Below are 22988 nucleotides of genomic sequence, written 5' to 3'. Positions count from 1 at the left end.
AGGGCGGCCCCGGCGCGGGATCATCCGCCGCCAGGGCCGTTAATCGAACAGGTCGGCTGACGGATCAGCCGACCACCTTCTTCAGCGCGTCACCGAGGGCGCTGGCCTCGTCCGCGGACAGCTCCACGACGAGTCGGCCGCCACCTTCGAGAGGGACCCGCATGACGATGCCCCGTCCTTCCTTGGTGACCTCCAGCGGACCGTCACCGGTCCGCGGCTTCATCGCCGCCATGCGTGTATCCCTTCCCGCGTTGTCGGCCGCCCCGGAGGGTAACCGGCGTATTCACGTTTCTGTGATGTTCTATTATCCCGCCTCCGAGCTCAAAAAGGTAACGGCCCGGATCCGGTCAGTGGATCAATGGGACGGGACACTCGTTGTGGGCGGACCGGACGTGACCCCACACTGGGTGGGGTGAACGCCCGAGCCGCGCTTTTCGATCTCTATGGGGACCACCTTCGCACCCGTGGCGGCCGTGCCTCCGTGGCCGCGCTCGTGAGGCTGCTCGCGCCGCTCGACATCGCGGCGCCGGCCGTCCGAACCGCGATATCCCGCATGGTCAGGCAGGGCTGGCTCGACCCCGTACGGCTGCCGCAGGGGCCGGGGTACGAGGTCACGCCGAAGTGCGAACGCAGGCTCGACGAGACGGCGGCCCGCGTCTACCGGCGGGGCGACACACCGTGGGCCGGCCGCTGGCACGTCCTGGTGCTCGAACCGGTCAGGGACCGGGCGCGGCGCGAGCGGCTGCGCGCCGACCTCGCCTTCCTCGGGTACGCCCCGCTGTCGGAGACGACCTGGATCGGCCCGCGGCCCTCGCCGGAGCTCGACGCGCTGCGGGTCCCCGGCCACCGGTTCGACGCCGCGTACGAGGGCGACCCGCGGGACCTGCTCGCGCGCGCGTGGGACCTGGACGCCATCGGCAGCGCGTACGAGGATTGGCTGGCCAGCGCGGCGGACCTGGTGGGCTCGCTGCCGGAGGACGCCCCGGACGACCGGGTCTTCGCGGTCCGCAGCAGACTGGTGCACGGCTGGCGCAACTTCCTGTTCCGCGACCCCGGGCTGCCCGCCGACCTGCTGCCGCCGGGCTGGCCGGGCGAGAAGGCCCGCACATTCTTCGAGCAGGAGGCCGCCCGGCTGCTGCCCGCCGCCGCCGCGTTCGTCGAGCGCAATCTGACCACGACCTGATGACGACCTGACGACGACCTGAATGGAGCCGCCTGAGATGACCGTGACGTATGACGTCGACGAAGCCGTCGCCACGATCACGCTGAACCGCCCCGACGCGATGAACTCGCTGACCGTCGCGATGAAGACCGCCCTGCTCACGGCCGTGCGGCGCGCCGCCGACGACGCGTCGGTGCGGGCCGTGCTCCTGACCGGCGCGGGCCGGGCCTTCTGTGCCGGGCAGGACCTGCGCGAGCACGCCGACAACCTCGACCGGGGCCTCGGCCTGGCGAACACCGTGCGCGAGCACTACAACCCGGTCGTGCTGGCCATCGCCACGATGGGCAAGCCCGTCGTAGCCGCCGTCAACGGGGTGGCCGCCGGGGCGGGGGCCTCGCTGGCGTTCGCGTGCGACTTCCGGGTGGCGGCCGATAACGCGAAGTTCTCGATGGCGTTCACCGGGATCGGGCTCGCGCCCGACTCCGGCGCGTCCTGGACCCTCCAGCGGCTCGTCGGTCCCGCGCGCGCCCGGGAGATGCTGCTGCTCGGCGACGTCGTGAACGCCGCCAGGGCCCTGGAGCTCGGCCTGGTCGGCGAGGTGGTCCCGGCCGACCAGTTGGCGTCCGCCGCCCGCGACCTCGCCGTACGGCTCGCGCAGGGGCCCACGCGGGCGTACGCCGCGACGAAGGCGGCGCTGGACCACGCGGCGTCGTCCTCCCTCGCCGAGGCGCTGGAGCGGGAGGCGGAGCTTCAGGACGAGTGCGCGGCCACCGCCGACCACGCGGCCGCGACCAAGGCGTTTCTCAACAAGGAGAGGCCTCACTTCGAAGGCCGATAGGCGCTTCGAAGCATCAAGCACAGCGAAGGCCGATAGGCGCTTCGAAGCATCAAGCACAGCGAAGGCCGGTAGGCGCTTCGAAGCAATCAAGCACGGCGGAGGGCGGTGACTGCCTGGCGGACGTGGCAGTCGGCCACGTGGTCGTTGACCAGGCCGATGGCCTGCATCAGGGCGTACGCCGTGGTGGGGCCGACGAAGCGGAAACCCTGCTTCTTGAGCTCCTTGGCCAGCGCCGTGGAGCCGGCGGTGCGGGCCGGGACGTCGGCGAGAGTGGCCGGGACCCTCCCGGGCTCCTCGGCGTACTTCCACACCAGCGCCGACAGCCCGTCCGGCACCTCCAGGGCGGCGCGGGCGTTGGCGACGGCCGCCTCGATCTTGGCGCGGTTGCGGACGATGCCCGCGTCGGCGAGCAGGCGCTCCACGTCGCCCTCGTCGAACGCCGCCACCGCCGGGATCGAGAACCCGGAGAACGCCTTGCGGAAGTTGTCGCGCTTGCGCAGGATCGTCAGCCACGACAGGCCGGACTGGAACGCCTCCAGGGTGATCCGCTCGAAGACGAGGTCGTCCCCGCGGACCGGACGGCCCCACTCCTCGTCGTGGTAGGCGACGTAGTCGGGCGCCGTGCCCGCCCATCCGCAGCGGACCAGCCCGTCGTGCACCATCACCATGCCTCTTCCGCGTCGGCGCGGTCGCCGTCCAAGCCCTCGCGGGCCGTCGCCGAGGGTACCTCGTCGTCGGCCTGCTTCGTCTCGGCCTGCTCCGTTTCAGGCTGCTCCGTTTCAGGCTGCCGCGTCTCCTGGCGTGCCTGCAGCCGGGCGTACGATAACTCGGCCACACGCTGCTCCAGCACCGCGATGCGGGTGTCACGCTCCCCGAGCGCGACCGAGACGCGGTGCAGCGTCTCGTCCACCGCCTGGGTGCTGTAGCCCACGAGACCGATCGGAAGATGGAGCGCGATCAGGTCGGCGGGAGTCATCTGACCGGCCGCGGGCAGTTCCAGCGGCGGAACGTCAGGGGGGAAGTCCGCCATCTCGCCGCCGTGTCCCAGCGAGACCATGACCACACAGGCGATCACGGCGAGTCCGGCGATGACGAGTACGACCAGCACATACGAATCGTGCCACAACTCTTTTGCGTGCGAGCATGGAAGCATGACGCGCGTGATCGGGCCCGACGACGAGATCGAGCCCGGCTGGGCCGAGGCCGCCTCGCTGCCGGAGGTGTCCGCGCTGGCCGGGGCGGGACACACCGTCGTGGTGACGCTCCCCGAAGACGAGACCGAGGCGATCGCGGCCGCCGCCGCCTACGCCTGGGCGGGCGCGAGCGTGTTCCGGACGTCCCACGATGTACGGCAGGCTCTCGACATGACCGAGGCCCTGCTGGGCCGCCGGTCCCCCGTCCTGACCCGCCGCGGCCTGGCCTAGCGACTCCCCTAGCTCTCGCCCAGCTCCTCGCCCGTGGGGCTGAGGTGGAGGGTGGGCTGCTCCAGCATGTCGAGCGCCTCGTCCACCGTGGTCGCCCACGAGATCGCGTCGAAGACGTTCGGCCGCGTGAAGCCCTGCTCGTACATGCCGTCGACCAGGTCGCGCAGCGGCCCGTACAGGCCCCACGGGTCGAGGACGACCAGCGGCCGCTCGTGCATGCCGAGCACCCGGGAGGTCCAGATCTCGAACAGCTCCTCCAGGGTGCCGATGCCGCCGGGGAGCACGAGGAACGCGTCGGACCTGGCGTCCATGATCCCCTTGCGCTCGCGCATGTCGGCGGTGACGATCAGCTCGTCGGAGTCGGTGTCGGCGATCTCGACGTCGACGAGGACCTGGGGGATCACCCCGACCGTGTGGCCGCCGCCGTCGCGGACGGCTCGGGCGACCTCGCCCATGCAGGAGACGATGGCGCCTCCGCTCACGAGGCCGTGGCCGCGGCGGGCCAGCTCGGTGCCCACCTCCCGGGCGAGGTCGACGTACTTGCGGTCGATCTTCTGGCTGGACGAGCAGTACACGCAGACGAACACACCGCAACTTTACTGAGTGGCGGTGCGCCGGTCGGCCTCCATGATGATGCGCACGGCCTCGTCGGGGTCGTCGGTGACCGAGACCAGCTCCAGGTCCTGGGGCGAGACCTTGCGCGTGGCCAGCAGCGTGTCGCGGATCCAGTCGATCAGCGGCGACCAGAACGCGACGCCCATCATGATCACCGGGAACGAGGTGACCTTCCGCGTCTGCACCAGGGTCAGCGCCTCGAACAGCTCGTCGAGCGTCCCGAACCCGCCGGGCAGGGCCACGAAGCCGCTGGCGTACTTCACGAACATCGTCTTGCGCACGAAGAAGTAGCGGAACTCGATGCCGAGGTCCACGTAGTCGTTGAGGCGCTGCTCGTGCGGCAGCTCGATGCCGAGGCCGACCGAGACGCCGCCGGCTTCGAGTGCGCCCTTGTTGGCCGCCTCCATCACTCCGGGGCCGCCGCCGGTGATCACCGCGTAGCCCGCCTTGGCGAGCGCCGCGCCGACCTTCACCCCGAGTTCGTACTCGGGGCTGTCGGGACCGGTGCGGGCCGAGCCGAAGACGGTCACCGCCGGTGGGAGATCGGCGAGGGCGCCGAAGCCCTCGACGAACTCCGACTGGATGCGCAGGACCCGCCAGGGATCCTCGTGCAGCCAGCCGGTGGGGCCACGGCGGTCGAGCAGGCGCTGGTCGTGAGTGGATTCGGGGACGAGGCCGCCGCGGACCAGCGACGGACCCTGCCGGCGTTCGGGTCGGGTGTGGTTCATGACGGTCACGCTAACGGTCCGGGTCGGGAATGGTGCAAGGCGCACACACTGCCCTGGCGCCCCGCGTTGCAAACGCGCCGAAAGAATCTTGAAAAAGATCCTCGGAAGGATGGAACCGGTCGTCGCCGAGGCCCCGTCTAAGAAACGAGGGTGCTGCTCGGGACGAAAGTGGCTTTCCCCGCCAAATGGCCGGTGAGGAAAGCCACTTTCTTCTATCTACGGCCGGTTCACGCGCTGAGCCAGGCAGTCATCCTGCGCTCGCTCTCGACGATCTTGGCCAGACTCACGTTCTCCCCCGCCTGGTGGGCGATGTTCGGGTTGCCCGGGCCGCAGTTGACGGCGGGCATCCCGAGGGCCGAGAACCGCGCGACGTCGGTCCAGCCGAGCTTGGCCCGGGGCGTGCCGCCGATGGCGGCGGCGAACGCCGCGGCGACGGGGTTGGTCAGCCCTGGCCGCGCGCCCGGCGCTCCGTCGGTGAGCCGCACGTCGAAGCCGTCGAAGACCTCCTGGACGTGGGCGAACGCCTCCTCCAGCGTGCGGTCGGGGGCGAAGCGGTAGTTCACGGTCACCACGCACTCGTCCGGGATCACATTCCCGGCCACCCCGCCGCGTACGCCCACCGCATTGAGCCCCTCGCGGAACTGGAGGCCGTCGACCACCGGGCACCGCGCCTCGTATCGGGAGAGGATCTCCAGGACCGGCGCGATGCCGTGGACGGCGTTGACGCCCTCCCACGACCGGGCGCTGTGCGCGCGCACGCCCTTCACCGTGATCTCGGCGCGCAGCGTGCCCTGGCAGCCGCCCTCGATCAGCCCGTCGGTCGGCTCCATCACGACCGCGAAGTCGCCCCTGATCCATTCGGGATGGGTACGGGTGAGCCGCAGCAGGCCGCTCCGCTCGGCCTCGATCTCCTCGCAGTCGTAGAAGACGAAGGTCAGGTCGCGGTTAGGCTCGGCCAGCAGGCAGAGCTTGAGCTGGACGGCCACGCCGCTCTTCATGTCGGACGTCCCGCAGCCGTACAGCACGCCGTCCTCGACCCTGCTGGGCAGGTTGTCCGCCACCGGGACCGTGTCGATGTGCCCGGCGATCACCACGCGCTCGGCCCGGCCGAGGTCGGTCCGCGCCACCACCGCGTCGCCGTCCCGCAGCACCGTCAGGTGCGGCAGCGGAGCGAGCGCCTCCTCGACGGCGTCGGCCAGCGCCTTCTCGGCACCGCTCACCGATTCGATGTCCACCAGTTGCGCCGTCAGCGCGCCCACGTCCTGGGCAAGGTCAAGCCGCATGCCATCCGACCTTAGTTCACCGCTTCAGGCCACCTGGACGGTGGCGACGGGCTTGGTGTCCTTGCGCCAGCCGTCGTGCCCGCTGGCGGCCGTCCAGGTGACGCCCTCGAAGCGCACCTGGCGCAGGCCGTACTTCTGCGCGTGGGTGACGTACCAGGCGGCGACCAGCCAGCCGCGCTTGGGCGCGGAGTCCGTGCCGAGCGCGCGCACGAGCTGCTTGCGCGCGGCCTCGGGCTGCGGCGCGACCGGCTTGTCGGACGGGGGGTACCAGCAGTGGACGGCCTGGGGCACGTGTCCGATGAACGCCGCCGAGAGGATCTTGGCGTGGTACTCGTGGTCGGCGTAGGCCGAGCCGTCGGCGGAGCGCTGCACGGCCTGGGCCGCCTCGTGCAGCGGCAGGGTCTGGTAGTGCTTCACCTTCTCCAGGGCGGCGAAGAACTTGCGCGTCGCGTAGACCGGGTCCTGCAACTGCTCGGCCGTCCCCCAGCCCTGCGAGGGCCGCTGCTGGAAGACGCCCACGGAGTCGCGGTCGCCGTACGGCAGGTTGGCCAGCTTGGACTCCTGGATCGCGGTGACGTAGGCGATCTGGAGGGCGCGCTCGGGCAGCTTGCGCCGCACCGCGACGGCGGCGATGGTCGCGGCCACCTGGGCCTGCTCGATGTCGAGGTCGAGCGTGCCGTCAGGAGTCTTGACCATGCAGTGTTCGCCGAGAGCGAACGGCTCGGTCCGCTTCAACAGGTGATAGGCGCCGTAGAAGATGGCCCCGCCCAGCAGGACGACGATGACCATGACGGTGACGATTGGTTTGGTAAGGCGCCGTTCCACGTAGCTGAACCTACCCGGGTGATCAGGGCAGCCGATCCACTCGGACGGAACCGGGGGTGAGCGCACGGGCGTAGGCGGACTCCCACTGGCCGCCCTGCACACGCTGGAACGACAGCACGCGGCCGTCGCCCGCCCGGTAGTCGGCGAAGTCGAGCAGGCCGCGCTCGGGCAGCCCGGTGGTCCCCTCGGAGCGGAAGGCGGCCGTGCCGCGCTCGATGGGATAGAACTCCAGGCCGTCCACGATGAGCATGTGCCTGGCCGGCACCATGCCCTGGGTCGGCACGTCGGTCCACAGCAGGACCTCCAGGTGGAGGGGCTCGCCCTCCTTGCCCGGCCGTTCCTCGATCGACAGCCAGTTGTAGCGCCGGGCACCCTCGTCCAGCAGGTACTCCGTCCACTTCTCGCCCTGCATGGTGCAGTGCAGGGCGCCGACGGCCCGATAGCGGGCGGCCTCCACGTAGACGGTGTCCCCCACCCTGATCGTGCGGGGATCGAAGAAGTCGAGGTCGGCCGCGGGGTCGCGCGGCGGCGACTCTCCCGGAGCGGCGGGCGGAGTGCGGACCGGCTCGCGCGTACGCGTGCGCCGGTTCGTGGCGAAAGCGCCCAGCACGACGACGACCGTGGCGAGGCCCAGCACGATCACGATCGCTGTCGTCATGGCGGGCGATCCTACTGGAGGCGGCTCACCGCCGCATCGACGCGCTCGTCCGTGGCGGTGACGGCGATGCGGACGTGGCCGCGCCCGGCGGCGCCGTAGAACTCGCCCGGCGCGACGAGGATGCCCCTCTCGGCCAGGGCGCGCACCTGGTCCCAGCAGCCGGTGCCGTCGGTGGCCCACAGGTAGAGCCCGGCGGCCGAGTGCTCGATCCGCCAACCGGCCCGCTCCAGCGCGGGCCGCAGCACCGCCCTGCGCCGGGCGTACCGCTCCCGCTGCTCGTCGGCGTGCGCGTCGTCGTCGAGCACGGCCGCCGTCGCGGCCTGGACCGGGGCGGGCATCATCATGCCCGCGTGCTTGCGCACCTCGAGCAGCCGCCGTACGAGCCGGGGGTCGCCGGCGACGAAGCCGGCGCGGTATCCGGCGAAGTTCGACCGCTTCGACAGCGAGTGGACCGCGAGCAGGTTCTCGTGGGAGCCCTCGCACACGTCCGGGTGGAGGACGGAGACGGGGTGATCCTCCCAGCCCAGCTCGATGTAGCACTCGTCGGACGCGACGACCGCGCCGCGCTCGCGCGCCCACGCGACGACCTTGCGCAGGTGCTCGGCGGGCAGGACGCGCCCGGTGGGGTTGGACGGCGAGTTCACCCAGACGAGGGGCACCCGCTCGGGGCCCAGCGCGAGGAGCCCGTCGGTCGCGTAGGGCTCGGCCCCGGCCAACCTCGCGCCCACGTCGTACGTGGGATAGGCGAGCTCGGGGAAGACCACGCGCTCGCCGGGCCGCACGCCGAGCAGCGTCGGCAGCCAGGCCACCAGTTCCTTGGAGCCGATGGTCGGCAGCACGTCGGCGGGATCGACCGTGACGCCATGCCGCCGCCGCAGCCAGCCCGCGGCCGCCTCACGCAGCCGCGGCGTGCCGTACGTCAGGGGATAGCCGGGGCTGTCGGCGGCGGCGGCGAGCGCCTCTCGGGCGACCGGGGGCACCGGGTCGACCGGCGTGCCGACCGACAGGTCGACGATCCCGCCGGGATGCGCCCGCGCCAAGTCCTGATAGGGCACGAGCCGATCCCATGGGAAGTCCGGCAACGCAAGCAAAGAAAATCCCCCAGTCGTCACGGACCGCGCTGATCAGGCGTCGGTCAGTGGTCCTCGCCCTGCGGCGGGAGCGCCGCGACCAGCGGGTGGTCCTTGTTGATCTTGCCGACCTTCGAGGCGCCGCCGGGCGAGCCCAGGTCCTCGAAGAAATCGACGTTGGCCTTGTAGAAGTCCTTCCACTGCTCGGGAAGGTCGTCTTCGTAGAAAATCGCCTCTACGGGGCACACCGGCTCGCACGCACCGCAGTCCACGCACTCGTCGGGGTGGATGTAGAGCATGCGTTCGCCCTCGTAGATGCAATCGACGGGGCACTCCTCGATGCACGCCTTGTCCAGGACGTCCACGCAAGGCTGCGCGATGACGTACGTCACCTCGGGCTCCTTCTGGGTTGCACGGCTCGACCGCGGGTTGCTAGCCCTAGTATTGCGGTGCCTGCCGACTAGCCGGAACAGGAGGGGGGCAATCGTCGTGGCCCCTCGGCTCGGAGCCCGTCTCGTGGTCGCCATCACCCCCGCCGACGTGGGGAAACGGGTGACGACGCGACGCAGGGTGCCCGGTGGACACCGGGACGCGGTCGGCGTGTTGGAATCCTGGCACCACGGGGTGCTCACCGTGCGAAAGCGGGACGGAAGCCTCGTCGAGATCGCCGAGGACACCCTGGCCGCCGCCAAGGTCGTGCCGCCCGCGCCGCCTGCCCGGTAATCCCCGCGCCTGGTGCGGACGCCGACTCGGTAATGCCCCAGCGCGCCGCCGCGGACGGTCGCCGCGGCGCGGGGAGCATACGCGGCGTGACCATACGTGCCTGCGTCGTGACGATCTCCTCGGCGGCGATCCTCCTGTCCGCGGCCTCCGCGTGCTCGAAGTCGTCGTCGTCGGACAAGCCGCTGCCACCCCTGAACCCCCGGGCCGGCAGCCTGGAGTCCGGGTTCGGCACCATGGACAGGCTCGTCGAGGCGGCCAAGAAGGAGGGCGCGCTCACCGTCGTGGGCCTGCCGGGCGCCTGGGTCGGCTACAAGGAGATCATCGCCCGCTTCTCCGACAAGTACGGCATCAAGGTGACCTCGATCGTGCCGGAGGCGAGCAGCCAGCAGGAGATCGACACCGCGGCCCGGCTGAAGGGGTCGAATCAGGCGCCGGACGTGTTCGACCTCACCATGGAGGTCGCGGTCGCCAACGCCAAACTCTTCGCGCCATACCGGGTCACCGGCTGGGCGGACATCCCCGACGAGGCCAAGGAGCAGCGGGGACGCTGGTTCGCCGCCTACGGCGGATACATGTCGATCGGCTACGACCCGAGGAAGGTCCCCACCCCCGCGTCGTACGGCGCGCTGGTGAGGCCGGGGACGGTGGCGGCGCTGCCGGGCGACCCGCGCCGGGTGGCCTCGGCGTTCAGCGCCGTGATGGCCGCCTCGCTCGGCAACGGACTTCCCGATGCCGCGCGGGGCGTGGACCTGTTCGCGCGGCTGAAGAAGGGCGGCATGCTCGGCCGGCCCGACCAGGCGACCGCGGTGGTGGACTGGGACTTCATGAACGCGGCGCGTGCCGCGTCCGGCCGCGGCGCGGCGGCCTGGCGGGTGACGATCCCGAAGAACGAGGTGCTCGCCTCCTACTACATGCAGGCGATCGGCGCTGACGCGCCGCACCCGGCCGCCGCCCGGCTGTGGGAGGAGTTCCTGCTGTCCGACGAGGGCCAGAACCTGTTCCTCAAGGCGTTCGCGCGGCCCGCCCGCATGGAGGCGATGGAGATGCGCGACACGCTGGACGGAGGCGCCGCCGCCAGGCTGCCGGAGGCGTCCGGCGACCCGGTGATCCTGAGCATCCCCGAGCAGGACCAAGCCAAGTCGTACGTGACCGCGCATTGGGCCCAGGTGGTCGGCTGAGCCACCCGATCTCGCGGAGGCGACGGAAGCCGTAAAGTGTGTCGTTATCCCAGCAGTCTCACAAGTCGGCATGAGATTGCGGCAATCCCGACACCGGGCACCACGTGTCAGAATGCGAGCCGATCTTGAGGTACGAAACTCCCAGTCTCACCCGATGGAACGCTCGCGCCTACGACAGCTCCTTCGGCTACGTCTCGGCTCAGGGCGCGCCGCTGGTGGAACTGCTCGACCCGCGCCCCGGTGAGCGCGTGCTCGACCTCGGGTGCGGCACCGGCGTGCTCACCGCCGACATCGCCAGGCGCGGCGCCCACGTGCTGGGCATCGACGGCTCCCATTCCATGATCGAGCAGGCCATCGCGCAGCACCCCGGACTCGACTTCACCGTGGGCGACGGCTACGACTTCACCGTCGCCCAGCCGTACGACGCGGTCTTCTCGAACGCCGCGCTGCACTGGATGACCCGCGACCCCGACGCGGTGATCGACTGCGTGCGGGAGGCGCTGCGGCCGGGCGGCAGGTTCGTCGCCGAGATGGGCGGCGCGGGCAACTGCGCGGCCCTGACCGCCGCCGTGCTCACCGCCTGGCGCGAGTACGGCCTGCCCGAGCCCGAGCTGCCGTGGTACTTCCCCAGCCCGGCGGAGTACGCCCACCGCCTGGAGAAGGGCGGGTTCACGGTCCGGCTGCTGGAGTATTTCGACCGTCCCACCCCGCTCGACGAGTGCCCGAACGGCGCGGCCGACTGGGTCCGGATGTTCGCCGGCTCGCTGCTCGACCGGGTCCCCCCCGCGGCCGTGGAGCCGCTGCTGCACCGGGTCAACGAACTGGCCGCCCCCGCCCTGCGCCGGGAGACCGGCTGGATGGCCGACTACGTCCGCCTCCGTTTCGCCGCGGAACGTCACTGAACATCTCCACCACGACGGGGCGATTTGCCAGACAATGGACTGGTCTTTGTGAGTGATGGGGAAAGCATGAACTTCTGCCTGAGTGACCTCGTGCCACCGCTGCGCTGGAGTGACGCTGCCCGCATCACGACCCTGGCCGGCCGGGCCGGCCTGCCGGATGCCTGGTGGCGGACACTGCCCCTGCACCGGGTGCTCGCCGTCCTGGGCGCCGAGGCGCTGGGTGACCTGCTCACCGAGCTCGCGCTCGACCACTGGCCGGCGGCCGCCGTCGGCGACGTGCTGCCCGCGCTGCACGTGCTCGACCCCGACGAGGCCGACGACCCCCAGGTCGCGATCGCGCTCGACCGGGCGGGGTCCTGGCACGGCCTGCTCGCGCTGTCGGGCCGGGAACTGGCCGACCAGCCGTTCATCAAGGCCCGGCCCGTGCTGACCGCTCTCTTCACCGCCGTGTTCTTACGGATGTCCCCGGAGGAGGTGGAGCCGGTCTCAGCGCCGGTTTCCGAGCCGGTTTCCGAGCCGCTGTCCGAGCAGGCCGAGCCTGTGGAGGAACCCCCGGAACAACAGGTGGCGGACATCCCCGAGCTGATCGACGCGGCGTTCGGCGACCTGGACGACCAGACCTGGATGGTGGCGCAGAACCGCGTCTTCGCCGACGAGCCGTCCGACCCCGAGCAGCTGGCCAGGCTGCTCGCCCTCCCTCCCGCCGTCATCCACGATCTCGAAGCGGCCCTGCGCGACCGGCTGTCCCGCTGGCTCGCGCTGCCGGAGGCGAAGCCGTACAGCGAGCATCTGGCGCAGGTCACCGACACGCTTGGAGCCGCGGTCCCGAAGGAGCGGTTCGTCACAGCCGCCGAGTGGCACGGGCGGGAACTGCAGGCACTGGAGGTGCCCGCCTGGCGGTTCGTGCTCGCCACGCTCCCCGGATACCGCCTCTTCGGCGACTGGCTCGTGGCCGGGGACATCGAGGAACTGCGGGAGAGGACGCGGAACCTGATCGCCTCGGCCGAGCGCCCGCCGACCGTCCCCCAGGCGCTGGAGATGATCGGCTCTCTCGGCGTCCGTGCCGACGTGGCCAGGCAGTGGCTGGAGAGCGTGCCGCAACTGCGCGCCCAGAAGGCCTCCGAAATCGACCCTGACCGGCAGCAGGACCGGCAGCAGGACCGGCAGCACGGCGGGCTCAAGGACGTGGCGCTGACCCGGCGGTGCTTCCGGCAGCCGGACGGCAGGTGGTGGCTCAGGGTGGATGTCTCAGGCGACCACCTCCACGGCGGCGAGGTGCCGCTGCCGAGCGGGTTCGCCGCGTACGTCGGCCTGGCTCCGGGCGAGGACCGCACGGTGCGCAGCGCGGCCGGGGAGGTCGGCCTCTCCTGGCACGCGCGGCCGACCCTGGGCTCCCTTCAGCGGATTCTCAGCGAGGTTTCGGCCGAGGAGGGCAGTCACATCTTCCTGACCCTGTCCGAGGAGGGCATGCTGCGCGTACGGCACCTGCCCGCGGCGAACGGCGGCGACGAGACGAGCCGCGCGCTGCGCCTGGTGGGCTACACCGCCCCGAGCGGCACGCCCGAGCAGGCGGCGCGGGTGATCGCGACGCGCGTCGGCCTCGCCGGACCCGTCGGGCGGCCCGAACTCCTCGCGCGGCTGCGAGAACGCGGGGACCGCGACCTGCTGACCCTGCTGGGATAGCCGATGCCCCGGCTCGCGATCTCCCCGGAGTTCCTGCGCGGGCTCGGCGCGCTCACCCGGCCGGTCCGCCGGGACGTCGCCGTCGCGGTACGCCGGTTCCTGCTGAACGCGTCCGCCGCGCCGCACCCCGAGAGGGTGCGCAACTGCCGCGATCCCCGCGTCGCCACGCTGCGGCTAGCCGACCGCCACCGGGGGGTGGTGGTGCGGCAGGAGGACGTCTACTGGCTGCTCACCGTGCTGCCGGACGCCGAGGCGTGGTCGTACGCGCAGCGGCACAGGTTCGGCGTCAACACGGCCATCGGGATCGTCGAGACCTGGGACGCCGAGGCGCTGGAGCGGATCGAGCCTGCTCTGCGCCGCGCGTCGGAGACCGGCCGACGGCCGCTGTTCGAGAACTGGTGCGACAACGATCTGCTGAACATCGGCATCGACGCCCGCCTGCTGCCGCTGCTGCGCCTGATGACGTCGGAGTCGCATCTCGCGGCCGTGGAGCCGCTGCTCCCGCACAGCCAGTACGCGCCGCTCGCGGCGCTCGCCCGCGGCGGCTCGCTCGCGGCCGCCTGGCGCGAGCTGGACGCCTGCCGCTCCCGCGTCGCCGACGAGGTCGACCCCGAGGATCTCCTGGCGGCGCTGCGGCGCAGCCCCGACCGGGCGGCGTTCGCCGCCGACGCCGCGGAGCTCGAGCGCGTCCTCACCCTGCCCGGCTGGTGCACGTTCCTCTACCCGCCGCAGCACACGTACGCCAACTGGCCGGCGTACGAGCAGCCGGTGCTGATCACGGGGGGCGCGGGCACCGGGAAGACGGTCATCGCGCTGCACCGGGCGGCCCTGCTGGCCCGCGCGGCCACCGGCCCGGTGCTGCTGGTCACGTTCTCCCAGAGCCTCGCGACCGAGCTGTCCGCGCGGCTCGACATGATCATCAACGACGAGGTGGTGCGCAAGCGCGTCGAGGTGGGCAACGTCGACAGGATCGCGCACCGCATCGTCGCCGAGGCGGAGGGCCGCGCCCCGGCCCTCGTCTCCTCCGACGACCTGGCCGAGCTGTGGCAGGAGGCGGCCGGCGGGCGCTTCGGCAGCGCGTTCCTGCTGCGCGAGTGGGAACAGGTGATCCTCGCGCAGGACCTGCGGACGCTGGAGGAGTACCAGGCCGCCGCACGGCCGGGCCGCGGCGTCTCCCTCGACGCCGAGGCCAGGACGACGGTGTGGGAGGCCGTCCAGCAGGTCGTACGGCGCCTGCGCGAGTCCGGCCGGCGAACCCTGCTCCAGCTCGCCTCGGAGGCGGCGGGCCTGCTCGGGCGAGCCGTGGGCGACCTGCTGGGCGACGAGGCGCCGGGGCGGCAGCCGTACCGGCACATCGTCGTGGACGAGGCGCAGGACCTGCACCCGGCGCAGTGGCGGCTGCTGCGGGCGGCGGTCCCCGCCGCCGCGAACGACCTGTTCATCCTGGGAGACCCGCACCAGCGCATGTTCGACACGCGGGTCGCGCTGACGGACGTCGGCATCCCCGCCCGCTGGTTCCGCCTGAGGATCTCCCACCGGCTGCCCAACGAGATCCTGTCGTGGGGAGTGCGCCTGCGGGGCGGCGGGCCGGCCGACGGGCTTGTCGCGGGCAACGCCGCGATGTACGGCTACCGCGCACTGGACTACGGCACGCGCCCGATGGTGCGCGAGTACGTGAACGCGGAGGCGGAGATCGCCGGGCTCGTCTCCACCGTGGCCGAATGGCTGGAGGAGGGCGTGCCGACCGCTCAGATCGCGGTCGCCGCGCGCACCTCGAACCTCGTGCGTACCGCCCGCACCGCGCTACGCGAAGCGGGCATCACGGTCAAAGTCACCTCGCTTCATGGCATGAAAGGGCTGGAATTCCGTCGGGTGGCCGTGATAGGCGTGGCTGACGGAATCGTGCCGGCGCCGGACGCGCTGACCCCGGCCGACGAGGACCCGACGGCCCGGGCGCACGATCTGCAACGCGAACGGGGGCTGCTCTACGTGGCGTGTACGCGGGCGGGGGAGTTGCTCTACGTGTCCTACTCGGGGCGCGCCAGTCCCTTCATCCCGGCCTGACGTCCGATCCCCTAGTCTGAACTGCGGATATATTCCCCTTGCCGGTTGGACCTGCATGAACCTCAGCCTTAGCGACATCGTGCCTCCGCTGCGCTGGACCGCGCCCAGTCAGGTAGAGCCGATCGCGAGCGACCCCGGTCTTCCCGACGCGTGGTGGCAGGCGCTTCCCCTCGACCGGGCCTGCGCGGCGGTGGGGACCGGCCAGGTCGCCTCCCGGCTCGCCGACCTCACCACCGCCTGCTGGGCGCACCTGGTCCTCGGCGACATCCTCCCGCTGCTGAGGTTCACCCACCCCGAGGAGAGCCTCCAGACGCCCGGCCCCCGGGAGAGCGTCCACGACCTGTACGTCGACGTGATCGACAAGCTGCTGGCCACCGAGCCCGCGCGGGAGCCGGTCGGGGCTCCGGTCCCGCCGGCCCTCCCCGATCGGCCGATGCCCGAGGTCGTCGACGAGATCTTCGCCCGGCTGGACGACCGCCAGCGGGCCATCGCGCGCGACCGGCTCTACTTCGACACCTCGCAGCACCCGGGCCAGGCCCAGCGGGCCACGTTAGACGAGCTGGCCCAGCGCTTCTCGGTCACCCGCGAGCGCATCCGGCAGATCGAGCGCGACCTGCGCGACCACGTGATGGACTGGCTGAACGGCCCGTCCGCCGCGCCGCTGAACGCCCACCTGTCCTGGCTGCGCACCCGGCTGGGCTCGGCCGTGCCCGCCGACGACCTCGCCGCCGCCGTGCCGTGGCACCGCACCGAGCTGATCACGCTCGCGATCCCCGCGTGGCGATTCGTCCGTACGCTGCTGACCGGGTACGAGCAGGTGGACGGCTGGCTGGTCGCGGGCGGCGCGGACGAGATCAGGGAGAAGACCCGGCAGTTGTTCACCGACGGCCCCCGGCCACTGGAGGAGGCGGTCTCCCTCGTCTCCCAGCTCGGCATCCGGGAGGACGTCGCCGAGCGCTGGCTGGCGTCGGTGCCGCACCTGCGGGTCATGGAAGGCCATGTCGTCCCCTGGCCGCGCAGCATGGGCGACAAAGCGGAGGCCGTGCTGGCGGTCGCCCGCGTCCCGCTCACCTCCGAGGAGATCCAGGCCCGCATCGGCGAGGACTACAGCATCGTCGGCATCCGCAACCAGCTCGCCTCGGACGAGCGGTTCATCCGGCTCGACCGCAGCAAGTACGGCCTGCGGCGCTGGGGCGGCGACGAGTACCTCGGCATCCGGGAAATGATCATACGGGAGATCGAGCGCGCGGGCGGCGAGGCGTCCGTGAGCACGGTCGTGGACAACCTGACCTCCCGCTACGACGTGAGCGAGAGCTCCATCAGGGCGTACGCCGGAGGGCCCGGGTTCGATCGGACCCAGCGCGGCTACATCAGGGTGGCCGCCCAGGACCAGGCCGAGCCATACCAGCCACGCCGGGACGTCTCGATGACCCGCCGCTGCTTCCGCAGCAGGGACGGCCGCTGGTGGCATCGTGTCGACGTGAACGCCGAGCACCTGCGCGGCTCGGGCTCCCCGCTGCCGACCGGCTTCGCCGCGCACCTCGGCATGGCGCCCGGCGGGCAGCTCACCGCCTCCACCGCGTCGGGCGAGGTGGTGATCAGCTGGCACAACCAGCCGACCATCGGCTCGATCAGGAACGTTCTCGCGGAGTACAACGCGTCCGAGGGCGACCACGTCTTCCTCACCGTCTCCGACGGCGGCGAGCTGCTGACCCGCTTCCTGCCCGTGTCGGGGGCCGGACTGCCCGCGATCAACCAGGCGCTGCACCTGATCGGGTACACCGCTCCGGTGGCATCGGAGGCCGAGGGCCTGCGGCTCATCGGCGCCCGCATCGGCCTGCCGGAAGGGGTGGCCCGCGAGGACGTGCTCGACCGCCTGCGCGAACGCGGCGACCGCGACATCATGCGCTTCCTGACCTGATTCGGGCTTTCTATTTCATCAGGGGTCGGGGCGGGGATGCCGGGGGCAGCACGTAGGCTCGGAGCATGTTGCGGCTCCACGACACCCTGACCCGACAGGTCGTGCCCGTCGCCCCGACCGGCTCACGGATCCTGCGGATGTACACCTGCGCCGCGCACGGGCCCACCGGCCTCGCCGACCTGCGCCCCACCCTGCTCTCCGACCTGGTCCGCCGCGTCGCCGAACGCGCCGGGCTGCGGGTGCTCGCCTGCCGCAACGTTTCCGACCTCGTTCACCGAGACGGCGGCGACGTTGCGTCTCTCGACGCCGACACGCTCGCACTCAACATACGCGCCCCCGAGCACTCCCCCAGGACCAGCGAGACGATGGGGCTGGTGATCGAGCTCATCGGGCGGCTCATCGAGCGCGGCCATGCGTACGCCACCCCGGAGGGGGCGGTGTTCTTCGACGCGGCGTCCTTCCCCACGTACGGCGAGATCTCCGGCAAGCAGGGCTCAGCGTCCGATTGGCCCCTGTGGGAATCTCTGGGGGAATCTCTGGGGGAACCGGCCGACGGTGACGCCGGAGCGGTCTGGGACGCGCCCTGGGGCCGCGGGCTCCCCGGCCGCGACGTCGAGTGCTCGGCCACGCCGCTGCGGTTCCTCGGCCCGCACTTCGACCTCTACGTGGGCGGGGCCGACCTGTGCTTCCCCCACCACGAGAGGGCGCGGGCTCAGTCGAACGCCGCGACGGGCCAGGAGGCCGCCGCCCACTGGGCGCACTCCGGACACCTGCTGTTCGAGGGCCGCCCGGCCGGCACCGCGGACGTCGTGCCGCTGTCCGGCGTCGTCGCCGCCGGTCTCGATCCCCTCGCCGTACGGCTGGCCCTGCTGGAGCACCACTACCGGCGGCCAGTCGACCTCACCTGGGACACCCTTCGCTCCGCCGACGAGGAACTGCGGCGGCTTCGGCGGCGCGTGGCCGAATGGGCGAAGTCACCGAGTCGCCCGATCGACGACGCCCACGCCGAGCGCGTCCAGCGGGCGCTGGACGACGACCTCGACACGTCCGGGGCGCTACGCCTGCTGCGCGACCTGGAGGCCGACGAGTCGGTCGCGCCGGGGGCCAAGTTCGAGACCTTCCTCCACTTCGACCACGTGCTCGCCCTCGACCTGCCCGCCGACATCGGCCGCATCTGACGGGCGCTTCCCGCGCCCGGACGGGCCGGCCAGCCGGTCCATTTCTCGCGTACCGACGCGCCGGCCCGGCAACAGGTCCACATCCGGTGCGTAGGCAGGCTGACGACCGCGTCAGTGCCCGGCGTATGGACCGGCCCGCCGCCCACGCCTGTCGCCCTCACCTGTCGCTCCAACAATTCGCTGCTCATCGGGTGTGCGAGGCGCGGCTCCGTGAAAGAATTCATACAAGTATTCGAATTCACCGAGGGAGCGGGATGGATCTGTTCGCTGTCGATCCTGACTGCTCTCGTCGTTCGAATAACACCGATGGCGACTGGTGGGACCGGCTGACCGCTGACTCGCCGTTGTGGACGTCCAGGGACTCACATGCCTGCGGCGGTGATGCCGATGCCGCTGACAATTATGCCCCTGGCAGTGATGCCGCTGAGGACGGTGCCGGTGCTAGTAGGTCAGGTGTTCGTCGGGGCCGGTCGTCGTGGGTGCTGGTGGCGTCGTTGCGGGAGACCGCGCAGGCGTTGGCTGTGGCGGCGGTACCGGATGCGCCGGAGATCTGCCTTGCCGAGGCCGAGGACCTGATGTTCGCGCGGGATCGGATCACCTCCGCGTTGGCGGACCGCGTCGGGCGGGTGCATCGTGCGGGGCGGGCCAGGCAGCACGGGCATGCCTCCACCCGCAGCTGGTTGCGTACCGCCGGGGGGATGAGTGTCCCCGGCGCCGGTCGCCTGCTCACCTTGGCCGTGGAGCTGGGCCGCCTGCCGCGGGTGCGGGAGAAGTTCGCCGCCGGGCAGTTGGCGGCGGGGGTGGTGGAGGCGATCTGCGCCGCCACCGCCCAGTTGACCGACGCACAGGCCGGGCTGGCTGAGCCGATTTTGCTGGAGCTGGCGGGCAAAGCGGGGGCGGCGGAGGTGGCCAAGGCCGGCCGCTACCTGCGCGCGGTGCTGGACCCCGATGGTGAGGACCGTGATGAGCAGGCCGACTACGGGCGGCGTTTCCTGAGGGTCCGCCCCACCGGGGGCGGCGGGCTGGAAGGGGAGTTCTACCTGCCCCGCGAGGCCGCCGCCCGGCTGCGCAGCCTGTTGGACGCCTACGCCAAGCCGAAGGCTGAGGGGGATGACCGGCCGCTGCGGGTGCGTAACGCCGATGCGTTCATCGCGTTCCTCGAGCAGAAGATCGCCACCGAACTCCTGGTCCTGGTCAACGCCGAATCCCTCCCCACCGACCCTGAACCCACCGATCACCCCGACGACGCGAGCGGCACCAAGGACACCGGCTACCGCGCCCCCAGCGACACCGGAAGCGCCGAAGACACCGACCCCGGCGACGCCGACAACACCAGCGGCCCCGGCGAGATGGGTGACCCCGGTGACGTGGGCAGCACCGCCGCCGCCCCTGCCCAGGATGAGCGCCCCTGCCATCCCGCCGCCCCCGGCGATGCCACAGCCGCAGCAGAGGCAGAGTCAGAGGCAGAGGCCGGTCCGGAGGTCGATGCCGGCGCCGATGTAGCCGCAGGCGCCGCTGCCGAGAGCGGCGACCATGCCAGCACCGGCCCCCGCGATGAGGAGCCTCGCAACCCCGGAGCCGGTAAGGGCACGATCGGTGAGCGCGGGATCCGTGAGCGCGGGGGCTGTCAGCAGCAGGCCGGCGAGTGCGGGCCGCGCGACACCGCGAGCACCGCCTCTGCCCAGGGCGACCGCGCCGCGCCCGCAGAAGGCGAGGACCGCGACCGCGCCTCGGCCCAAACGGGAGCAACGCACGCCAGCCGCGCGTCGGCATGGTTGGCGCGCGGCGGCAGCGAGCAGTCGCACGCAGCGCAGCCGCACACAGCACAACCACGCACAGAGCAGCCGCGCACAGAGCACCCGGATCCTCCCCCCGAAGGCTCACCTGGACATCACGCCCACGCCGGGCATCGGCCTGCGGGGGACTGCCGGCATGCGCAGGACGCGGCGGGTGACCAGGGCGCGTGCGGGTGCGGCGGCGGGGCGCGGTGGTCGCCGGGCGGGATGCCTGGGCCGTTGCTGGGGGCGGTGCCGGGGTTGTTGCTGGCGACCGGGCAGATGCTGCCCCTCACCAGCGTCCACCGACTGGCCCGCACCTCCACCCTGGTGCGTCTGGTGATGGACGCCGACGGGCAGGTGCTGGACATGGGCCGCAAGGCCCGCCTGGCCACCCCCGCCCAACGACGGGCCATCTTCGCCCGCTACGCCACCTGCTGGATCGACGGCTGCCCACTCCCCGCCACCATGTGCCAGATCGACCACGCCGACAACTGGAGCACCGGCGGCCTGACCGACCTGAAACTGCTCGGCCCGGCCTGCCAGTTCCACAACCGCGACCGCTACCGCCACCCCGACCGCTACACCCGCCACAAGACCGGCACCGACCGCTGGACCTTCACCTACCACCCGACCCACACCAGACGGCTACGGATTTAAGCAGGTGCCGAGGCGGGAGATCAGGTGCTGGGACGGGAGATCAGATGTCGAGGCGGTGGTCGCTGACGAGGATGCCGTCCTCGTCGCTGTAGAGCCACTCTCCCGGGGCGAAGGTCACGTCCCCGAAGGTCACCGGGACGTCGACCTCTCCCAGGGCGGTCTTGGCGCTCTTGCGAGGGTTGGCACCGAGTGCCTTGATGCCGAGGTCGAGCCCGGCCAGCGCCGCCGTGTCCCGCACCCCACCGTTGATCACGACGCCTGCCCAGCCGTTCTCCACGGCCGAAGCCGCGATCATGTCGCCGAGCAGCGCCGTACGCAGCGATCCACCACCGTCGACCACCAGCACCCGGCCCTCGCCCGGCGTCGCGAGCACCTGCTTGACGAGCGCGTTGTCCTCCAGGCATCGGATTGTGGAGATCTGACCGGAGAATCGCGCGCGTGAGCCGTACGAGTGGAACTGGGTGACACAACTGCGCAGCGCGTCGCCATGGGCGTCGTAGAGATCAGCGGTCGCGAAGCTCATGGCCGCATTGTGCCAGGGCCGCCGGGGCCGCTTTCCGGCGACACCTGCGACGTGGCGCCGCCGCGCCGGGACCGCTGCCGCCGCCCGAAAATGCGATTCGCCATTCCGTAAATGCTTGGATTATCCGGGCAGGACCCGCCGGGAAAAGAATGCAGGCGTGCACGCTCTTTCGCGCTTCCGCCTGCTTTCGCTCGCCGTGCTCGCCGCCGTCGCGCTCAGCGGGTGTCAGACGAGCGGCACCGCCCTCACGGCGGGCATCGCTGCCACCGCGTCGCCCGTGCCGGGCGGCGGGCAAGCCGCAGAGAAGGCAGCAGAAAAGGCAGCAGAGAAGGCGGTACGCACGGTCGAGAACGCGGTGTTCCCCCTGGACGCGTTCGAGCCGACACCCGAACAACAGGCTCGGCTCGTCAACGCCGTGCCGTTCCGACCTGCTTCGCAGCAGAAACCCCCGAGATCGGCGAGAGCGGACACGGGATGACCCCGGCCGAGGAGCAGACCGTCCTGGGCGGGCAGGCGCCGAAGACGGTCAGGGGCATCCGCGTGCCGGAGGCAAGCTGCAGGTGGACTATCTGACCGTGCGGCTGACGACGGAGATCGAGGCCCAGCGGACGATCGTCAGGACACACGGCCCCGAACTCCGGGCGTTCCGGCGGCGTCTGCGGACGCGGCTGGCCAATGCCGCGGCGATGCTCGGAGAGCGACCGTAGCCGACGCCGGGGCCGCCCTCCCGAAGCACCATCCCGGTGCCATCCCGGTGCCATCCCGTCAGGGCAGCGTACGGCTCTCGCCGACGGCGAGGTCCCACAGGTCGGCGGGGTCGAGGCCGCGTGACTCCCATATGGCGCGGGCCTCGCGCACGGGCTCCAGCAGCGGTTCGCCCGACAGCACGAAGGTCCCCCAGTGCATGGTGGCCATCCGCCGCGCGCCCACGTCGAGGCAGCCCTGCACGGCCTGGGCGGGATCGACGTGGGAGACCTTCATGAACCAGCGCGGCTCGTAGGCGCCGACCGGCATGAGAGCGAGGTCGATGCCCGGGTAACGCTCGCCGATCTGGGTGAACCGCTCCCCGTAGGCCGTGTCGCCGGCGAAGTAGACCCGGTGCTCGGGAGAGGTGAGCACCCATCCGCCCCACAGGGTGCGGCAGGTGTCCCAGAGCGTACGACGGCTCCAGTGGTGAGCCGGGACGAAGTCGAACGTCACGTCGCCGAGGCGGGCCGACTCCCACCAGTCCAGTTCGGTCACGTCGCGGAAGCCGCGCCGCCGGAACCACCCCCCGAGCTTGGCGGGTGCGAAGACGGCCGTGTCCCTCGGCAGGCGGCGGATCGTCGGCGCGTCCAGGTGGTCGTAGTGGTTGTGGCTGATCACGATCGCGTCGACCTCGGGCAGGTCGGACCAGGCGACGCCGGGAGGGGTCAGCCTCTGGCGCACACCGGGGATCTTGCGGGACCACACCGGATCGGTCAGCACGGTCAGCCCGCCGATCTGGAGAACGAACGTTGCGTGGCCGACCCAGGTCACCACGGTCTCGGTCGCGGCGGCGCGGGGCAGGCCGACGCGGTGGACGGGAATCTGGTCGCTGTCACCGATGTCGGGCCGCAGCTGCCCGTGCCACATGACACTGGTGACCTCGCGGAAGTCCGGAAGAGGGGCGGTCAGCCTGTCGGCGAAGCTGGACGGCCACCGGCGGGGTCCGACCGGCCGAACAATCGGCGTACTCGGCGCTTTCGGAACGGGAGAAACGGGAGAAACGGGGATTTCTGGGGCCTCAGGGCTTTCCG

Annotated in this window: 25 protein-coding genes; 13 read left to right on the top strand and 12 right to left on the bottom strand. The window is 71.6% G+C overall.

Translation table 11 applies throughout. From position 1 onward, the window contains the following. Window positions 1-64: 64 nt before the first annotated feature. Entirely contained in the window at window positions 65-232 is a 168-nt protein-coding gene (locus tag ACQEVJ_RS05410; protein ID WP_076433904.1) for a DUF3117 domain-containing protein, read from the bottom strand. 126 nt (window positions 233-358) lie between these two features. On the opposite strand from ACQEVJ_RS05410, the gene ACQEVJ_RS05405 reads away from it, so the two are divergent. Continuing rightward, window positions 359-1183, top strand: a complete 825-nt coding sequence (locus ACQEVJ_RS05405; RefSeq protein WP_433097778.1) for a PaaX family transcriptional regulator — start codon at window positions 359-361, stop codon at window positions 1181-1183. 37 nt (window positions 1184-1220) lie between these two features. After that, window positions 1221-2000, top strand: a complete 780-nt coding sequence (locus ACQEVJ_RS05400; protein ID WP_433097776.1) for an enoyl-CoA hydratase-related protein — start codon at window positions 1221-1223, stop codon at window positions 1998-2000. Between the two features lie 86 nt (window positions 2001-2086). On the opposite strand, the gene ACQEVJ_RS05395 is transcribed toward ACQEVJ_RS05400, so the two are convergent. Both ACQEVJ_RS05395 and ACQEVJ_RS05390 read right to left on the bottom strand, forming a co-directional pair. After that, entirely contained in the window at window positions 2087-2668 is a 582-nt protein-coding gene (locus tag ACQEVJ_RS05395) for a DNA-3-methyladenine glycosylase I (RefSeq protein ID WP_433097774.1), read from the bottom strand. Continuing rightward, window positions 2662-3108, bottom strand: coding sequence for a hypothetical protein (locus ACQEVJ_RS05390; RefSeq protein ID WP_433097772.1), 447 nt, complete (start codon window positions 3106-3108; stop codon window positions 2662-2664). Before ACQEVJ_RS05390 ends, ACQEVJ_RS05395 begins: the two co-directional genes overlap by 7 nt. Before the next feature lie 43 nt (window positions 3109-3151). On the opposite strand from ACQEVJ_RS05390, the gene ACQEVJ_RS05385 reads away from it, so the two are divergent. Then, on the top strand, window positions 3152-3424 hold the full coding sequence (locus ACQEVJ_RS05385; RefSeq protein WP_433097770.1) for a hypothetical protein: 273 nt from the start codon (window positions 3152-3154) through the stop codon (window positions 3422-3424). Window positions 3425-3432: 8 nt separating this feature from the next. Here ACQEVJ_RS05385 and ACQEVJ_RS05380 read toward each other — a convergent pair whose 3' ends face one another. The 7 genes from ACQEVJ_RS05380 to fdxA all read right to left on the bottom strand — a co-directional run bounded on the left by ACQEVJ_RS05380 (window position 3433) and on the right by fdxA (window position 8995). Continuing rightward, window positions 3433-4011: a TIGR00730 family Rossman fold protein gene (locus ACQEVJ_RS05380; protein ID WP_433097768.1), complete on the bottom strand. Its 579-nt coding sequence runs from the start codon at window positions 4009-4011 to the stop codon at window positions 3433-3435. A gap of 9 nt (window positions 4012-4020) precedes the next feature. Continuing rightward, window positions 4021-4767 carry a TIGR00730 family Rossman fold protein gene (locus tag ACQEVJ_RS05375; RefSeq protein WP_433097766.1) on the bottom strand — a complete coding sequence of 249 codons (747 nt, stop codon included), beginning with the start codon at window positions 4765-4767 and terminating at the stop codon, window positions 4021-4023. Window positions 4768-4994: 227 nt separating this feature from the next. Further along, window positions 4995-6050 carry a succinyl-diaminopimelate desuccinylase gene (dapE, locus tag ACQEVJ_RS05370; protein ID WP_433097764.1) on the bottom strand — a complete coding sequence of 352 codons (1056 nt, stop codon included), beginning with the start codon at window positions 6048-6050 and terminating at the stop codon, window positions 4995-4997. Between the two features lie 24 nt (window positions 6051-6074). Then, entirely contained in the window at window positions 6075-6875 is an 801-nt protein-coding gene (locus ACQEVJ_RS05365) for a hypothetical protein (protein WP_433097762.1), read from the bottom strand. Window positions 6876-6897: 22 nt separating this feature from the next. Continuing rightward, window positions 6898-7533, bottom strand: a complete 636-nt coding sequence (locus tag ACQEVJ_RS05360; protein WP_433097760.1) for a DUF4178 domain-containing protein — start codon at window positions 7531-7533, stop codon at window positions 6898-6900. Window positions 7534-7544: 11 nt separating this feature from the next. Next, a complete protein-coding gene (gene dapC / locus ACQEVJ_RS05355) occupies window positions 7545-8624 on the bottom strand; it encodes a succinyldiaminopimelate transaminase (protein ID WP_433097758.1) in 1080 nt (359 codons plus the stop codon). Window positions 8625-8668: 44 nt separating this feature from the next. After that, window positions 8669-8995, bottom strand: coding sequence for a ferredoxin (fdxA, locus tag ACQEVJ_RS05350; RefSeq protein WP_433097756.1), 327 nt, complete (start codon window positions 8993-8995; stop codon window positions 8669-8671). Between the two features lie 97 nt (window positions 8996-9092). Between fdxA and ACQEVJ_RS05345 the strand changes: the two genes are divergently transcribed. From ACQEVJ_RS05345 to ACQEVJ_RS05310, 8 genes are all read left to right on the top strand, one after another. Then, window positions 9093-9326, top strand: coding sequence for a hypothetical protein (locus tag ACQEVJ_RS05345; protein ID WP_433097754.1), 234 nt, complete (start codon window positions 9093-9095; stop codon window positions 9324-9326). Between the two features lie 86 nt (window positions 9327-9412). After that, window positions 9413-10504 carry an ABC transporter substrate-binding protein gene (locus tag ACQEVJ_RS05340; RefSeq protein WP_433097752.1) on the top strand — a complete coding sequence of 364 codons (1092 nt, stop codon included), beginning with the start codon at window positions 9413-9415 and terminating at the stop codon, window positions 10502-10504. A 125-nt stretch (window positions 10505-10629) separates the two neighbouring features. Beyond that, window positions 10630-11406 carry a class I SAM-dependent methyltransferase gene (locus ACQEVJ_RS05335; protein ID WP_433097750.1) on the top strand — a complete coding sequence of 259 codons (777 nt, stop codon included), beginning with the start codon at window positions 10630-10632 and terminating at the stop codon, window positions 11404-11406. A 66-nt stretch (window positions 11407-11472) separates the two neighbouring features. After that, window positions 11473-13089, top strand: coding sequence for a hypothetical protein (locus ACQEVJ_RS05330; protein ID WP_433097748.1), 1617 nt, complete (start codon window positions 11473-11475; stop codon window positions 13087-13089). A gap of 3 nt (window positions 13090-13092) precedes the next feature. Next, window positions 13093-15153, top strand: coding sequence for a UvrD-helicase domain-containing protein (locus ACQEVJ_RS05325; RefSeq protein WP_433097746.1), 2061 nt, complete (start codon window positions 13093-13095; stop codon window positions 15151-15153). Between the two features lie 55 nt (window positions 15154-15208). Then, the gene (locus ACQEVJ_RS05320; protein WP_433097744.1) at window positions 15209-17074 is read left to right on the top strand and encodes a sigma factor-like helix-turn-helix DNA-binding protein; all 1866 of its coding nucleotides are present in this window, start codon (window positions 15209-15211) and stop codon (window positions 17072-17074) included. 65 nt (window positions 17075-17139) lie between these two features. Then, window positions 17140-18252, top strand: a complete 1113-nt coding sequence (locus tag ACQEVJ_RS05315) for a cysteine--tRNA ligase (RefSeq protein WP_433097742.1) — start codon at window positions 17140-17142, stop codon at window positions 18250-18252. A 521-nt stretch (window positions 18253-18773) separates the two neighbouring features. Beyond that, window positions 18774-20687, top strand: a complete 1914-nt coding sequence (locus ACQEVJ_RS05310) for a DUF222 domain-containing protein (RefSeq protein ID WP_433097740.1) — start codon at window positions 18774-18776, stop codon at window positions 20685-20687. A 40-nt stretch (window positions 20688-20727) separates the two neighbouring features. On the opposite strand, the gene rraA is transcribed toward ACQEVJ_RS05310, so the two are convergent. Next, complete coding sequence (rraA, locus tag ACQEVJ_RS05305; protein WP_433097738.1) at window positions 20728-21210, bottom strand: ribonuclease E activity regulator RraA; 483 nt, start codon at window positions 21208-21210, stop codon at window positions 20728-20730. Window positions 21211-21325: 115 nt separating this feature from the next. On the opposite strand from rraA, the gene ACQEVJ_RS05300 reads away from it, so the two are divergent. Beyond that, a complete protein-coding gene (locus ACQEVJ_RS05300) occupies window positions 21326-21688 on the top strand; it encodes a hypothetical protein (RefSeq protein ID WP_433097737.1) in 363 nt (120 codons plus the stop codon). 82 nt (window positions 21689-21770) lie between these two features. Then, window positions 21771-21917, top strand: coding sequence for a hypothetical protein (locus ACQEVJ_RS05295; RefSeq protein WP_433097735.1), 147 nt, complete (start codon window positions 21771-21773; stop codon window positions 21915-21917). 58 nt (window positions 21918-21975) lie between these two features. Here the strand turns inward: ACQEVJ_RS05295 and ACQEVJ_RS05290 are convergent, their stop codons facing one another. Then, window positions 21976-22824, bottom strand: a complete 849-nt coding sequence (locus tag ACQEVJ_RS05290) for an MBL fold metallo-hydrolase (RefSeq protein ID WP_433097733.1) — start codon at window positions 22822-22824, stop codon at window positions 21976-21978. Window positions 22825-22988 lie beyond the last annotated feature (164 nt).

It is taken from the genome of Microbispora sp. CA-102843 (assembly GCF_050936215.1).
Taxonomy (GTDB): domain Bacteria; phylum Actinomycetota; class Actinomycetes; order Streptosporangiales; family Streptosporangiaceae; genus Microbispora.
The sequence above is the reverse complement of the archived record's forward strand: the minus strand, read 5'-3'. Positions and strand labels throughout refer to the sequence as shown.